The 14,499-nt window shown below is 65.0% G+C and carries 16 protein-coding genes; 10 read left to right on the top strand and 6 right to left on the bottom strand.

From position 1 onward, the window contains the following. Positions 1-34: 34 nt before the first annotated feature. The 5 genes from AC6RV7_RS04990 to AC6RV7_RS04970 all read left to right on the top strand — a co-directional run bounded on the left by AC6RV7_RS04990 (position 35) and on the right by AC6RV7_RS04970 (position 4,057). Positions 35-670 carry a sigma-70 family RNA polymerase sigma factor gene (locus tag AC6RV7_RS04990; RefSeq protein ID WP_500092804.1) on the top strand — a complete coding sequence of 212 codons (636 nt, stop codon included), beginning with the start codon at positions 35-37 and terminating at the stop codon, positions 668-670. Next, positions 667-1,467: a hypothetical protein gene (locus tag AC6RV7_RS04985; protein ID WP_500092803.1), complete on the top strand. Its 801-nt coding sequence runs from the start codon at positions 667-669 to the stop codon at positions 1,465-1,467. Before AC6RV7_RS04990 ends, AC6RV7_RS04985 begins: the two co-directional genes overlap by 4 nt. Positions 1,468-1,592: 125 nt before the next feature. Next, positions 1,593-3,002 (top strand): class II fumarate hydratase, encoded by a 1,410-nt coding sequence (locus AC6RV7_RS04980; protein ID WP_500092802.1) that lies wholly within the window; start codon positions 1,593-1,595, stop codon positions 3,000-3,002. 210 nt (positions 3,003-3,212) lie between these two features. Beyond that, positions 3,213-3,584 carry an RNHCP domain-containing protein gene (locus AC6RV7_RS04975; protein WP_500092801.1) on the top strand — a complete coding sequence of 124 codons (372 nt, stop codon included), beginning with the start codon at positions 3,213-3,215 and terminating at the stop codon, positions 3,582-3,584. Positions 3,585-3,634: 50 nt separating this feature from the next. Beyond that, entirely contained in the window at positions 3,635-4,057 is a 423-nt protein-coding gene (locus AC6RV7_RS04970) for a secondary thiamine-phosphate synthase enzyme YjbQ (RefSeq protein ID WP_500092800.1), read from the top strand. A 107-nt stretch (positions 4,058-4,164) separates the two neighbouring features. Here the strand turns inward: AC6RV7_RS04970 and AC6RV7_RS04965 are convergent, their stop codons facing one another. The 3 genes from AC6RV7_RS04965 to AC6RV7_RS04955 form a co-directional block, all read right to left on the bottom strand. Beyond that, complete coding sequence (locus tag AC6RV7_RS04965) at positions 4,165-5,808, bottom strand: fumarate hydratase (RefSeq protein ID WP_500092799.1); 1,644 nt, start codon at positions 5,806-5,808, stop codon at positions 4,165-4,167. Positions 5,809-5,902: 94 nt separating this feature from the next. After that, positions 5,903-7,153, bottom strand: coding sequence for a Gfo/Idh/MocA family protein (locus AC6RV7_RS04960; protein ID WP_500092798.1), 1,251 nt, complete (start codon positions 7,151-7,153; stop codon positions 5,903-5,905). Further along, on the bottom strand, positions 7,150-8,136 hold the full coding sequence (locus tag AC6RV7_RS04955; protein ID WP_500092797.1) for a KpsF/GutQ family sugar-phosphate isomerase: 987 nt from the start codon (positions 8,134-8,136) through the stop codon (positions 7,150-7,152). Before AC6RV7_RS04955 ends, AC6RV7_RS04960 begins: the two co-directional genes overlap by 4 nt. 76 nt (positions 8,137-8,212) lie before the next feature. Here AC6RV7_RS04955 and AC6RV7_RS04950 point away from each other — a divergent pair, with 76 nt between their 5' ends. The 4 genes from AC6RV7_RS04950 to AC6RV7_RS04935 all read left to right on the top strand — a co-directional run bounded on the left by AC6RV7_RS04950 (position 8,213) and on the right by AC6RV7_RS04935 (position 11,118). Beyond that, positions 8,213-9,121, top strand: coding sequence for a Cell division protein CpoB (locus AC6RV7_RS04950; RefSeq protein ID WP_500092796.1), 909 nt, complete (start codon positions 8,213-8,215; stop codon positions 9,119-9,121). 18 nt (positions 9,122-9,139) lie between these two features. Then, a complete protein-coding gene (locus tag AC6RV7_RS04945; RefSeq protein WP_500092795.1) occupies positions 9,140-10,291 on the top strand; it encodes a pyridoxal phosphate-dependent aminotransferase in 1,152 nt (383 codons plus the stop codon). Positions 10,292-10,400: 109 nt separating this feature from the next. Beyond that, a complete protein-coding gene (locus AC6RV7_RS04940) occupies positions 10,401-10,901 on the top strand; it encodes a Dps family protein (protein ID WP_500092794.1) in 501 nt (166 codons plus the stop codon). A gap of 55 nt (positions 10,902-10,956) precedes the next feature. After that, the gene (locus AC6RV7_RS04935; RefSeq protein ID WP_500092793.1) at positions 10,957-11,118 is read left to right on the top strand and encodes a DUF1328 domain-containing protein; all 162 of its coding nucleotides are present in this window, start codon (positions 10,957-10,959) and stop codon (positions 11,116-11,118) included. Positions 11,119-11,176: 58 nt separating this feature from the next. Here the strand turns inward: AC6RV7_RS04935 and AC6RV7_RS04930 are convergent, their stop codons facing one another. From AC6RV7_RS04930 to AC6RV7_RS04920, 3 genes are read right to left on the bottom strand one after another with little or no spacing between them, the layout of a single operon-like run. Next, a complete protein-coding gene (locus AC6RV7_RS04930; RefSeq protein ID WP_500092792.1) occupies positions 11,177-12,100 on the bottom strand; it encodes a PH domain-containing protein in 924 nt (307 codons plus the stop codon). Continuing rightward, positions 12,093-12,650, bottom strand: coding sequence for a PH domain-containing protein (locus tag AC6RV7_RS04925; RefSeq protein WP_500092791.1), 558 nt, complete (start codon positions 12,648-12,650; stop codon positions 12,093-12,095). The genes AC6RV7_RS04930 and AC6RV7_RS04925 overlap by 8 nt, the downstream gene beginning before the upstream one ends. A 45-nt stretch (positions 12,651-12,695) precedes the next feature. Then, positions 12,696-14,036 carry an aspartate aminotransferase family protein gene (locus tag AC6RV7_RS04920; protein WP_500092790.1) on the bottom strand — a complete coding sequence of 447 codons (1,341 nt, stop codon included), beginning with the start codon at positions 14,034-14,036 and terminating at the stop codon, positions 12,696-12,698. 173 nt (positions 14,037-14,209) lie between these two features. On the opposite strand from AC6RV7_RS04920, the gene AC6RV7_RS04915 reads away from it, so the two are divergent. After that, the gene (locus AC6RV7_RS04915; RefSeq protein WP_500092789.1) at positions 14,210-14,476 is read left to right on the top strand and encodes a hypothetical protein; all 267 of its coding nucleotides are present in this window, start codon (positions 14,210-14,212) and stop codon (positions 14,474-14,476) included. The last annotated feature ends 23 nt before the right edge of the window (positions 14,477-14,499 follow it).

Below are 14,499 nucleotides of genomic sequence, written 5' to 3'. Positions count from 1 at the left end.
GCCGTCACGGCGTTCGCGATTTCCTTTGTTGACCATGGATGCGGCCAAAACCCTCGGGAAGACGCTTGTCGCTTCGCCGGACCGCCAGCAAGAGGCGGACTCCGACATGGCCGTCGTGCGCAAAGTCCAGGCTGGGGACGTCGCCGCCTTCGATCAGCTGGTCATGAAATACCGCGAACGCGTCTACGGCGTGGTTTATCATCTGACCTCGAATCGCGAGGATGCCGCCGATCTGACGCAGGACGCCTTCATCAAGGCCTTCCAGTCGGTGAACCGATTCCAAGGGCAATCGTCGTTCTTCACCTGGCTTTATCGGATCGCGGTCAATTCCACGCTTTCCCACCTGCGCAAGAGCCGTTTGCGGACGTTCTTCAGCTTCGAAAAAATCGACGAGGAGGACCGGGTGTCGGCGGAAGTCATAGCCGCTTTGACGGATGCGACGGGCGCCGATCGGGAGACGTTCGCCCGGGAGCTCCAGGAAAAATTGAACGAGGCGATGCAAAAACTGTCTATCAAGCACAGAACCGTGATTACGCTTTTTGAGATCGATGGCCTCAGTCATCAGGAAATTGCAGAAGTGATGGAGTGCTCGGTTGGCACGGTTCGCTCCCGGCTGCACTACGCGAAACAGCTCCTCCAATCCGAGCTTCAGCCCTATATTCGTCGATGAATCAGAAGAAGCAGACGGTTTCGCTGGAAGATTTGCTGAAGGTAAAGCGGGCTGAGCGGCCGCCCGCGGAGTTCTGGGCCGAGTTCGACCGCGAATTGCGGGCCAAACAACTCGCCGCCATCGTGACGCCGCGCCCGTGGTGGGCTCCCTTTATCCGCGTGGGTGCGCGGCTTTCGAATTATCAACTTCCCGTCGGGGCCGCCGCGATTCTGGCGCTTTCCCTGATTACGCTGAGGGAAACCCAGACGCCGGCTGCGCGACCAGCGACGCTGCCGGACATTGCGATGCCCGCGCTGGCGGTGGGTGCCACCGCCCTGACGCAACACCGCGCCGAGCTGGCGCCCGCGTCGGCCGCGCCGAGCGCGAAGCAGATCGCCGAATTGGCGGCGCCGGTCGAACTCGCCGCGACGATCGCGCCCGGAGCGTCGTCGCATGCGGTGCCCCTGGAGGAGGAGCACGCCGAGCCCGCTGAGCCGTCGCCTTCCGCCCGCTACATTGCGGCCAATCTTGCCGCGGCGCAGGCGGACGATCCGGGTTTGATGAAACAGCTTTTCGGCGCGATGGTCCGCCGCACGGAAGTTCGCGAACCGGTGCGCGATCCGCTCACCCAAGTCGCGGCGCCAGGCGAGACGCGGCGTTCGCGATTGCTGGCAACGGCTCTTCCGGCCATGGCCACCACGAGCGACGTGATGCTGGAGCCCAACGATCGCGCGGCCCGTCACCTGACCGAAGAACGGCTCTACGACTCGATCAGCCGTATCGGCGTGAAGGGCGATCGCGTGGCGATTCGTTTCTGACGCAGGTCGCCGCGTTGCGACAATTGCAGCTCTTTCGAGGCGGCCGTCGGCCGCCTTTTTCTTTGGGCTCGCGTGAACGAGTCGCCGTTTTGCTTTTCGCCGGGAAGCGTTAAGCTGCTGCCGCGATGCGCACGGAAAAAGACTCGATGGGCGAAATGCTCGTGCCGGAAAGCGCGCTTTACGGCGCTTCCACGCAACGGGCGGTGTTGAACTTCCCGATCAGTTTCCGGCCGCTGCCGGAAAACTTCATCCGCGGTCTCGGCTTGGTGAAGCTCGCCTGCGCGAGGGCCAACGAGGAACTCGGTCTGTTGCCGGCGGAAAAAAGCCGGCTGATCCAGTCGGTCGCGCGCGAGATCGCGGACGGAAAGCTGAGCACGCACTTTCCGATCGACGTCTTCCAAACCGGCTCCGCGACCTCGTCGAACATGAACGCCAACGAGGTGATCGCGAATCGCGCCAGCGAGCTGTCCGGACTGCCGATCGGCGCGAAAAAGCCGCTGCACCCGAACGACGACGTCAACCTTGGCCAGTCGTCGAATGACGTGATCCCGACCACGCTCCACGTGAGCGTCGCGATGGCCCTCGATCGTGCGCTGGTGCCCGCGCTGGAAAAACTGGCGGACGCCCTCGAAAAGAAAGCCACCTCCTTCGCGGACATCGTGAAGATCGGCCGCACGCATCTGATGGATGCGACGCCGCTCACGCTCGGCCAGGAGTTTTCGGGTTACGCCGCGCAGGCGCGGAAGTCGGTCGAGCGCGCGCGGCGTGCGACCGCCGCGCTGGCGGAACTGGCCATCGGCGGCACCGCCGTCGGCACCGGCATCAATTGTCATCCGGAGTTCGCGGCGTGCGTTTGCCGGCATTTGAGCGAGGAGACGGGACTGCGTTTCCGCGAAGCGGCGAATCATTTTGAAGCGCAGGGCGCGCGCGACGATTGCGTGGAGGTGGCGGGACTCCTGTCGGCGATCGCCGCCAGCCTGACGAAGATCGCGAACGACATCCGCCTCCTCGGCTCGGGCCCGCGGGCCGGACTCGGCGAGCTGCGCCTGCCGGCGACGCAGCCCGGATCTTCGATCATGCCGGGCAAGGTCAACCCGGTGATGAGCGAAATGCTCGTGCAGGTTTGCCTCTACGCGCAGGGCCTCTCGCAGACGGTGGCGATGTGTGGGCGCGACGGACATTTCGAGTTGAACGTCACGCTGCCGCTGATCGCGCACTGTCTCCACGAGTCGATCCAGTGCCTGGCCAACGGCGCGAAGGTGTTTGCCGAAAAGTGCGTCGAAGGCCTGGAGGCCGATGCGGCGCGATGCCGCGAACTGGTCGATCGCTCGCTGATGCTCGTGACGGCGTTGAATCCGCACATCGGATACGACGCGGCGGCGGCCGTGGCGAAGGAGGCGTTCGCGAGCGGACGGACGCTGCGCGAGATCGTGCTCGAACGCGGCTTGCTGGATGCGGCGACGCTCGATCGCGCGCTGGATCCGCTGAGCATGACGCAGCCGGGCGCCGGTTCGCCGGTCGCAGGCGGAGGTTGACCCTTCGCGGCGCCGGTTCATGCTGGTGGCGGATGATGCTGACAGCAGAGATTGTCTGAGGGACACGTTGATTCGGCGCCGCCGGGCGGCGGGGGCTTATTCGTGCCCCGGCAATGGCTGTTCCCGCGCTCTCCGGAAAGTTGAATCAATGTGCAGGCGGCCGCGCGCTGGCGCGGATTTTCGACCCCGCCGGGGTTTTCCGCATCCCACATGTCACATTCCGATTCTGCTCGCGAACGCGAGCGTCGCGCGGAGTCAGCCGCGCGTCCGGCGTATTTGAAATGTCGTCACTGTCGCATGGAGTTTTCCCTCGATGCGCCGGGCACCCGGCATCGCAATCATTGTCCGTGGTGTCTTTGGAGCGTGCATCTCGACGAAACGCCAGGCGACCGTGCCGCGAACTGCGGCGGCAGCATGGAGCCGATCGCGGTCAGCGCGCGACCCGACGGCGAGTGGCTGCTCGTGCACCAGTGCAAGACCTGCTTCGCGGTGCACGTGAACCGCATCGCCGGCGACGATAACGAGCGCGATCTTCTCGCGCTGGCGGTCCGCCCGTTGCGGCTGGCTCCGTTTCCGATCTAGCGTGGCGACAGGCGACGCGCGTTCGCGTCCGCCTGCCGCTCTTCCCCTTTATGCCTGTTCATCAACAAACGCTCACCGTCCGCACGCGCGGGTCGGGATTGCATGAGATCACCGAAGAGGTTGCGCATGTCGTGGCGCAATCACGATTCCGGGTGGGGGTCGTGCACGTGTTTTGTCAGCACACGAGCTGTTCGCTCGTGATCATGGAAAACGCGGACCCGTCGGCGCGGCGCGATCTCGAAGCGTGGTTGAACCGGCTCGTGCCGGAAAACGACCCGCATTTCCAGCACACGCTCGAGGGCGCTGACGACATGCCGAGTCACATCAAGATGGCGCTGACGCGCACCAGCGAAAGCGTGCCGTTCGCTGACGGGACGATGCAGCTCGGGACCTGGCAGGGAATTTTTCTTTGGGAGCACCGCCGTGCCGCGCACTCGCGTCGCGTGGTGGTGACGGCGATGGGAGAAATGTAGAATTTGTCGGGCGGTGTTTCCTGACGCTGCCGTTGCGCGCGGCGATACGTTACGGCGGCGGAGTCGGGAGACCCCGCCCGACAACGGCAAAACGGACGGAGTGTCCGCTACTTTTTCGTGGGCACGCAGGCGCCGCAGCCGTTCACGAAGAAGTCGTTGCCCTTGTCATCGACGAGGATGAAGGCGGGGAAATCCTGCACTTCGATCTTCCACACCGCTTCCATCCCGAGCTCCGGATACTCGAGCACCTCGACCTTCTTGATGTTCTCCTTGGCGAGGATCGCAGCGGGACCGCCGATGCTGCCGAGATAGAAACCTCCGTGTTGCCTGCACGCGGCCGTGACCTGTGCGCTCCGATTGCCTTTCGCGAGCATCACCATCGAGCCGCCCAGCGACTGGAAGAGGTCGACGTAGCTGTCCATGCGGCCGGCGGTCGTCGGGCCGAACGATCCCGATGCGTAACCCGTCGGCGTCTTTGCCGGACCGGCGTAGTAAACGGGGTGGTCCTTGAGATACTGCGGCAGGCCCTGGCCGGCGTCGACGCGCTCCTTCAATTTCGCATGCGCGATGTCGCGCGCAACGATCATCGGGCCCGTGAGCGACACGCGGGTCGTGACCGGGTGGCGCGAGAGCTCGGCGCGGATCTGCTCCATGGGCTGGTTGAGGTCGATTTTGACGATGTTGTCGTCCTTCAACGTGCGCTGCGCCGCCGGGATGAAGCGTCCGGGATTGGTTTCCATCTTCTCGAGGAAGATGCCGTCCTTCGTGATCTTGCCCTTGATGTTGCGGTCGGCGCTGCACGAGACCCCGAGGCCGACGGGGCAGCTGGCGCCGTGACGCGGGAGGCGGACGACGCGCACATCGAGCGCGAAATACTTGCCGCCGAACTGCGCGCCGATGCCGCTCTTCTGCGCGATCTCCAGGATCTGCTTTTCCATCGCGAGATCGCGAAACGCCCGGCCTTGCTCGTTGCCCGTCGTCGGCAGCGCGTCGAGGTATTTCGCGGACGCGAGTTTCACGGTCTTCAGGCAGGCCTCGGCGCTGGTGCCGCCGACCACAAACACGAGGTGATACGGCGGGCACGCGGCGGTGCCGAGATACGAGAGCTTGTCGGCGACGAACTTCTCGAAGCTCTTCGGGTTGAGCAGCGCCTTGGTTTCTTGAAACAGGAACGTCTTGTTCGCGGAGCCGCCGCCTTTGGCGACGAAGAGAAATTCGTATTTCGCGCCCTCGGTCGCGTAGAGGTCGATCTGGGCGGGGAGATTCGTGCCGGTGTTGACCTCTTTCCACAGGTCGAGCGGCGCGGTCTGCGAGTAGCGGAGATTCTCCTTGGTGTAACAATCGTAGACGCCGCGGCTCAGCCACTCGGCGTCGTTGGCGCCGGTCCAGACCTGCTGGCCTTTCTTGGCCACGATCGTCGCGGTCCCGGTGTCCTGGCAGAACGGCAGGATGCCTTCGGCGGCGATCTCGGCGTTTTTCAGGAGCGTGAGCGCGACGTAGCGATCGTTTTCCGAAGCGTCGGGATCGTCGAGAATTGCCGCCACCTGCTGGAGGTGTTTCGGCCGAAGCATGAACGAGCAGTCGTGAAACGCCTGTTGCGCGAGAAACGCGAGGGCCTCGGGAGCGACTTTCAAGATCTCCTTTCCTTCGAACGTCGTCGTGCTGACGCCCTCCTGCGACAGGAGGCGATACTCGGTTTCATCGGCGCCGAGCGGAAAGGGATCCTGATAGGTGAACGACGGGGTGGCCATGATGCAGAAGCGTCATGATTTCGCCGCGCGAGTAAAGCTGCCGCAGGGGCCCGCGCGCGGTTTGAAGTTTCGCGCGGCGAGGGTCGTTTCCCGCCTAATTGGCGATCATCGATCGCACGACCTCGTGAAAGCGCGGGAGGTCGGCGAGCGTCGCGATCGCGCCGGGCGCACGCTGCCAGCCCGTGACGCTTGGCCAGGTGCCACGCAAAACGAAAGCTTCTTGCGCGGCGGTGAGGCCGGAGACGTCGACGTAGTCCTGCTGTTCCTTTTCGTCGCGCACCCGACTGATGCGCTCGGGCGGAACGGGTGCGATGACGCTGCTCGAAATATGAGCAAGGTCGTTGAGGGCGACGAACGCGCGGGTGTCGGCCAGGGTGGTCGCCGGACGCGGCGACTCGCTGCGGAGATAGCGATAGTAGTCGAGATGGTTTTCGCGCAGACCGTCGAACGGCTCGAGGGCGATGCGCTCGACGCGGCCGTCGATCCAGCGCACCTCGGCGTGCTGCCCGACGACGTAACGCAGCGTGGCCTTCTCGAAGATCACGACTTCGGATTGGGAGCTGCCGCCGGAGCACGCGTGAGATAGCGCGAAGCGCATCGTGACGCCCGAGGCGGTATCGGCCTCGACGAAAAAGGTGTCGGCCCCCTCGATCGCGTGCGCGCGGAAAAGTTCGGCGCGCACCGCCACCAATTTTGCCCAGCTGAACAGTTCGCCGCGGCCGGCCCAGAAAAGCTGGTTGTGCACGAAGTGGGCGAGCGCGTTGCCGAGACACGAGTCGAGCACGATATGGCCGTCGACCATGAGCCGGCCGGCCCACGAATTGCGATTGAAGTAGCTGGTCGGCCGCGGCCACAGCGCCGTGAGCGTGGCGCCCTGCATGGCGCCGAACTCGCCTGCGAGGATGCGTTCTTTCAACGCGAGCCGCGCCGGCTCGATGATGAAGTTGAATCCCACCAGCGACGCCCGCGGCAGCCGCGCATCGGTCGCGATCATCGCCTCGAGTTCGAGGTGATCGAGCGTCGCGGGTTTTTCGAGATAGGACGGCAGGCCGAAGGCGGCGGCGGCCGCATGCGTTTCGGCGTGGAGTTGAATGGGCGTGGGCGAAACCACCAGGTCGAGCTCTGCGTGGCAGGTTTCGAGCATCACTCGATAATCGCTGAACACCTGCACGCCGCGCGCCGGCAGCCCCCAGAGCTGTTGCTGGGTGGCGAACTCCTCCGCCCGCGGATCGCAGGTGCACACCAGCTTCGCCTCGCCGCGCTCCTCGAGCTGCGCGACGGTCCCGTGGTGCGAAGCGGCGAAGCCGCCCATTCCGATGATGCCGATGCGGATGGGCCTCTTCACACGATTTTCAGCTTCGGGAGATCCTGCCCGTCGACGAGTCCGACGGGGCGGCGCTGCGCGTTGATGACAATGAGGTCGTCGATCTTATGCGTCTCGAACAAGCGAAGCGCGTCGACGCCGAGCGCGTTCTCGGCGATGACCTTGGGGTTGCGGGTCATGAAGCGGGAGACAGGTTGCTGGAGAAAGTCGGGGCCCGTGAGCGCGGCGCGGCGGAAATCGCCGTCGGTGAGAATGCCGCTGAGCTTGCCGGTGCGCGGGCTGACCAGCGCGATGCTGCCGGATTTGGCGCGCGTCATCGCGAGGATCGCGTCCTGCGTCGGCGTGTGCTCGGGCGCGATCGGCAGACGCTCGCCGGTGCGCATGATGTCGCGCACGCGGAGGAGCAGCGCCCCGAGATTACCCGCGGGGTGATAGCGGGCGAAGTCGTCGCGGGTGAGTCCGCGCGCTTCGAGGAGCACCATCGCGAGCGCGTCGCCCAACGCGAGCGCGGCCGTGGTGCTGGCGGTGGGGGCGAGCAGCAGCGGACAGGCCTCGCGGCGTGCGCGGTAGATCAGGCGGAGGTCGGCGTTCTTCGCGAGGTCGGAGTCGGCGTGCTTGGTGAGCGCGATCAGCTTCAGGCCCTGCCGTTTCAGGATCGGCACGAGCCGGAGGATTTCCTCGGTCTGGCCGCTGTTGCTCAGCAGGATCGCGAGATCGCCGTCGGCGCAGAGTCCGAGGTCGCCGTGCAGGGCCTGGGTGGCGTCGAGGAAGCAGGAGGAAACGCCGGTGCTGTTGAACGTGCCCGTCAACTTCTGCGCGATGTGGGCGGATTTGCCGACGCCGGTGAAGATGAGTTTGTTGCCGGAGGCGATCATCGCTTCGACGGCGCGCACGCACTCGATGAATTCCGCGCCGAGGCTCTTCGCCGTCTCGGCCAGGGCGTCGGATTCAATGCGAATGCAAGCGCGCGCCCGGGCGAGGATGGTTTTCGGTTGCAGCGGCATTTAGAGTTTGAGTCGCAATGAGAGACTGCGGAATTTACCGCCAAAGAGCAGCCATTCAATCCCATTCCCGTCGCTGATGGATATCCGCCAGATCGTCACAATCGCGCTCGCCTGCGTCGCGCTCTTCGCCGCCGCCGGATGCGACCGCAATCGCGACGACCTGTCGATCGCTTCGGAAACGGATGAGCCATACTACCGGCAAGGGCAGCAGCTGGTGAAACAGGGGCGCAGCCAGGAGGCGCTCGCCTCGTATCTGAAGGTGATCGCCAAACGCGGCGAGTCGGCGCCGGAGTCGCACCTCGAGGCCGGGCTGCTTTACCTCGACCAGGTGAAGGATCCGCTCGCGGCGATCTATCATTTCCGCAAATACCTCGAGCTGCAGCCGAACTCCCGTCAGGCGGTCTATGTGCGCGGCCGTATCGATGTCGCGAAACGCGAATTCGCGCGCACCCTGCCGGCGGCGCCGCTGGAAAGCCAGGCCGAGCGGCTCGACATGCTCGAACAGGTCAACCGGCTGCAGCGCGAAAACGACGAACTCCGGGCCGAGGTCGCCACGCTGCGGGGGGGCGTCCCCGTTCCTTCAATACGTTCGCGCGCCGTGCTGAACCCCGCCGGCGCGCCGGCGACGGCGCAGGCCGATGAGCCGCCGCGATCGTTTTTCCCCGCGCGGACGGAGGCGGTGCCGGAAGCGGCGCCGCTCGCGGGCGAGTCGCCGATTTCCCTCGCGCTGGAGCCGGAGCCATCGCGCGTGGAGGCCGCTCCGGCCGCGCTGACGCCGGCTCCGCGGGTGGCGCCGACCAAGCCGACGGCGCCGGCGGCCGTGGCCGGACGGAGACATATCGTCGTGAAAGGCGACACGTTGTTCAGCCTGGCGCAGAAATATTACGGCAACCGCTCCCGCTGGCGCGACATCTACGCTGCGAATCGCGACCTGCTGCCGAACGAGAACTCGTTGCGGCTCGGGATGGAAATCCGGATTCCGTAAACGCGTGGCTGTTTCTGCATGCCCAAAACCTCCGTCCGCACCTCGCGGTTTACCGAGTCGTTGATTCGCGAGATGTCGCGCGTGGCTGCCCGCCATGGCGCGATCAATCTGGCGCAAGGGTTTCCCGATTGGGATCCGCCGGCGGCGCTGGTGGCAGCGGCGAAGGAGGCGATGGATGCGGGCCGGCATCAGTATGCGGTCACGTGGGGTTCGCCGGAACTGCGGACGGCGCTGGCGGCGAAGCTCGCGCGCTTCATGGGGGTGCCGGTGGATGGCGACCGTGAGCTCGTGGTCACCTGCGGCGCCACCGAGGCGATGATGGTCGCGATGATGACGGTGTGCGATCCGGGCGACCGAGTCGGCCTGTTCTCGCCATTCTACGAAAACTACGCGGCCGACGCGATTCTCGCGGGCGCGACTCCGGTGCACGTGGCGCTGCATCCGCCGCAGTATCGCTTCGATCCGGCCGAGTTGCGGCGGGCTTTTGCCGGCGGCTTGAAAGCGTTCGTGTTGTGCAATCCTTCGAATCCCTGCGGCCGCGTCTTCACGCGCGAGGAGCTGGCGCAGATCGCGGCGCTGGCCGAGGAGTTCGACGTGTTTGTGCTCACCGACGAGGTGTATGAGCATATCGTTTTCCCGCCGCATCGGCACACGTATTTCGCCACGCTGCCCGGCATGGCGGCGCGGACGCTGATGTGCTCGTCGCTTTCCAAGACGTTTTCGATCACCGGCTGGCGCCTCGGTTATGTGCATGCTTCGCCGGAGATCATCGCGCAGGCGCGGAAGGTGCACGATTTCCTGACGGTCGGCGCGGCGGCGCCTCTCCAGCATGCGGTGGTGACGGCGCTGGGGTTTCCCGCCTCGTATTACGAAGGCCTGGCGGCGGAGTATGCGGCGTCGCGCGACGTTCTGCTGGGTTATCTCGATCGCACGGGACTTCGTTATACGCGGCCTGAGGGCGCCTACTTCGTCATGCTCGACATCTCGCCGTTCGGCTATGCGAGCGACGTGGAATTTGCGCATTGGATGACCCGGGAGATCGGGGTCGCGCCGGTGCCGGGCTCGAGCTTTTTCGCCCACGGCGAGAATCGTTACGTGCGGCTCAATTTCGCGAAAAAGCCGGAGACGCTTCACGCGGCCGGCGAGCGGTTGTTGCGGCTGAAGCGTTGAGGGGTGGGGGGAAGCGGAGCGCGGTACCGGAAGTTCCCCGATGGACATCGCGGGGCGGCACCGCGAACCGCCGCTGCTTTGGTTGGTCTGTAAGCGAAAGACCCGCGCCATGTATCTCAACGTACACAACGACATCACGCCTGAAGCTCGCGAATGCGTGGGGGCGATGATCAACCAGACTTTGGCCGACGAATTTGCCCTGTCGGCGGCGACCCGCGACTACCACTGGAACGTCACCGGCCCGTATTTCCGCAACCTCCACGAATTGTTCGACGAGCAATATCATCAGATCGACAGCTGGATCGAGAAGCTCGGCGAACGCGCGCGTGTCCTGGGCATCGTCGCGCAGACCGGCTGGACGGATTTGATCAACGCGCCCCGCTTCACCCCGGCGCGTGGCGCCGATCTCAGCGCCCGGGCGATGATGTCGAATCTTTCCGAGCTGCATACCCGCATGGCCGGGGAACTCCGGAGCGACCGGCGCATTTGCAGCGAACAGTGCGCCGATGGCGTCACGGCCGAACTGCTTGATGAGTTGATCGAGTATCACGAAACCACGGCGTGGATACTCGGCGAACTGCTTCAGGATCGCGATCGGGCGCAAGCCTGACCGCATCGAAGGATCCAGCTTCGATCCCACGATAACTCCCAACCCCACGTTTCACATGCTAAGCTACGCTGTACTCTTTCTCATCATCGCCTTGATCGCAGGTGTTCTCGGTTTCGGAGTCGTGGCCGGCACGGCCGCCACCATCGCGAAGATCTGCTTCGTCGTGTTTCTGATCTTGTTCATCATCTCTCTGCTGCGCGGACGCCGCGTGCCCTGATCTGGAGTGTGTCGGCCGCCGGCCGGCCGCCCCTCACCGGCGGCCGGCTGGCGGTTTTTTATTTTTGGAAGACGGCCTTTAACCTCCGTACTTCCTCGAGCACGCGGGTTGCGGCTACGACGCTGGCCGCACGCCCGGGGTCGGTCAGAGTGCCGACAAGGGCCGCAGGCGAGTCCCGATGATCTTCGGGATCGCCGAGCCCGGTCGCGCGAAAGTGGCGGAGGCGTTCCAGGATGAGATCGCGGATTTCGACGGCGTTGTCGACACCGTGGAAGACGCCGCTGTGCATCGAGTCATCCTTGTGCTCGTGCGGGTTACGGGCCGAGCCACCACCGCCGGCGGACTGCACGCGCACATTGGCAATGCCCAGCAGGCGCTGGAGCGGTCCTTGGCTCACCGTGACCTGCTGAATGTTGGCGAAGCTCATCGTGGCTTCGCGCACCGTCATCAGCCCCCAGCGGATTCGGAGACTTCGGTCGGTGACCACATACCAGTGCGATTCGTACTCGAGCCGCACCATCGCATAGGTGAGCGGCAGCTGTGTGAGGAAGAGCAGGATGCCGCCAAACTCGAACAACGCGATGCCCGGGAACAGCCACCATGGGGTTCGCTCCACGATCCGGCCCAGCGGGTTCTGCGGATCGCGCCAGAATTCGTCGCGCTCCTCGTCCCAGCGGCTCCGCTGCGCCGGTGTTACCGGGCGCTCGGGTGTTGAATCATTGGATACGCCGACAGCCGCCGAGGCCTGGCGGTCGAGCTGCACGCGTTCAGCCTCGTGTTTCACCTCGGCGAGAAATGAGAGCGAGACGACGATGCCGAAAAGCGTGGCGGCCTGTCCGGCACCCCAGGCGAGCAGTTTTAGTTTGAAGTAATTGCGACCCGCGCGGAAGACGCGCACCGATCCCGGTGCGCCGGCGGGCGGTGTCGGCGTGGGGGGGACGCGCAGAAGCGCGTACAGGCCATGACGGGCGCGTTCAAACATGGGGCGGGTCGCGGTCCGGTTTGGGGACGCGCGCCTCGAGCGTGACGCGCAGCCCGCGCAGCTCGTCGGCGATCTGGTGCAGGGTGGTCGCGAGGTCGTCGGTGGACGCGGTCTCCGCTGACGCCGTGGCGGCGGGGTTTGGGTGCGCGCGATCCTTCACCCCGCGCATGCGCTGGTAGAGAAAATCGCGCACCGCCTCGTAGTCGAGCAGGCCTTCAAGCGTCATCTCGGCCGCGGCGTTTCCGCTCGCGGTCTGCACCAGTACCTTCGCCAGGCCGAGCCAGCGTTCGACCACGTTGGACCGCAGATGAATGTCCTGGATGCGCGCATACTGGATGATCACTTCGCGCCGAAAAAGAATTCCCCATCGCATCGAGATGCCTTCGTCGGTGAACCGGTAGCGCATCGTGTGATAGCGGAACCACAGCGGCAGCGCCACCAGGGGAAACAGCGGCGGCACGACGAGGCTCGTCAGGAGGTAATAGGTCCAGAGTTTCGGGTGCGGCCGTTCGATCGCGAAAATGGCCGCGTCGTGGTGGGGCGGGGTCACGGCCGTCGATCACAGCCGGAGCGACGGCAGATCGCAAGCGCGACGTCAGAGCGCGCCGATGGCTTCGTCGAGCACCGCCAGAATGAAGTCCGCATCCGCGTCGTTGATACACATCGGCGGACCGATCCGGATCGTCTGACTCCACAGTCCGCCCTTGCCAAGGAGGAGGCCGAGGTCGCGCGCGTTTTCCACGATTTGGGCGCAAGCTTCGCGATGAGGTTCCTTGGTCGTGCGGTCCTTCACGAACTCCAAGCCGAGCATCAGGCCACGGCCGCGCACGTCGCCGATGATTTCGTATTTCTCCTGCAGGCGCCGGAGTCCGGCGAGGAGACGCTCGCCGAGCCGGTGGGCGTTGGTCTGGAGGTTCTCGCGTTCGATGACCTCGAGCACCGCGCGTCCGATCGCGCAGGCGACCGGGTTGCCACCGAAGGTGTTGAAATGGGCTTTTTGCGTGAGGGCGGCGGCGATTTGAGGCGTGGTGACGACCGCTCCGAGCGGCGTGCCGTTGCCGATGCCTTTCGCCAGGGTGACGATGTCCGGCACGACGCCTTGGGTTTCGAAACCCCAGAAATGCGAGCCGGTGCGGCCGAAGCCGGTCTGGACTTCGTCAGCGATGCAGACGCCACCCGCGGCGCGGGTGTGCGCGTAGGCCTCGCGCAGGTAGCCGTCCGGATAGAAAACAAATCCGCCCACGCCTTGAATCGATTCGGAGATGAAGGCGGCGATGCGTCCCGGCGTGGCGTAGTCGATGAGCGCCTTGACGTCGTCGGCGTAGCGGCGGCCGGCGTGCGGGTCGTCGTAGCCGAAGGGGCCGCGATACGGATACGGCGCCATCGCGTGGTGCACGCCGAACGCGTGCGGCGTATTGAATTTCCACGAGCTGTGTCCGGTGACCGCCATCCCGGAAGCATTGCCGCCGTGGTAGCCGTTGCGCAGCGCGATCACGTCGAAGTTGCCGGTGTAGGCACGCGCCATGAGCAGCGCGAGATCGTTGGCTTCGGAGCCGGAGTTGACGAAATAACAAACCTTCAGCTCGCCGGGCAGCTTCGACGCGAGCTTGGCCGCGTATTCGACGATGCGAGGTTGGAGGTAGATCGTGGTCGAATGCTGCAGGGTCTGGTTTTGGGCGTTGGCGGCCGCCACGACGTGCGGATGACAATGGCCGACGCTCACGGTCAGGATGCCGCCGATGCCGTCCAGGTAGCGACGACCGGTTTCGTCCCAGACGTATTGCATGCGCCCTTCCACGAGCATCAGCGGCCGCTGGAAATAGAGAAACAGTCCGGGATTCAGGTGCTCGCGCCGGAGAGCCAGCACCTGCTCCGCCGAAGGGCCTTCGTAAGGCAGCGGCGCGAAAGCGGTGGGCGGCAGGGGAATCGACTTCATGGCCCCACGATGGCGCAGCCGCGGACAACGGCACGCGGAAATTTCAGACGCGGCGGGACCAAGTGCTGAATACAGAACCTAAGGACGACGAATTGGTTGGCGTTGCCGGGGAGACTCGCTTCACGATGCGTTTCCCGTCTCCGGTCTGGTGTCGGAGCGGGCGACATGGTTTTGTGAATACAAATTGGGCGGGCCTCATCCTGGCACAACGCACCGGAGAAATCGTCGGTGTGCTGGCGGTCGCCATCATGTTGGTCGGCGTCTGGCTCCAGTGGCGCCGACATGATCACGTCGCCGACGTCGAGGACGACATCAAGAATGCGAAGCTCACCGAGGAGCAGGGGTGGCGCCGCGCCCGCTGGATCGGACGGCGCGCGAACGCGGTGCTCGTCGTCGGGGTGTTGCTGCTCCTGGGCGCGGCCATCATGGTGTTCGAATAACGAATCCGCCATTCCGGAGCCGC

Source organism: Opitutus sp. sgz309028 (assembly GCF_059821195.1).
This window is presented reverse-complemented; position numbering and strand designations above follow the sequence as displayed.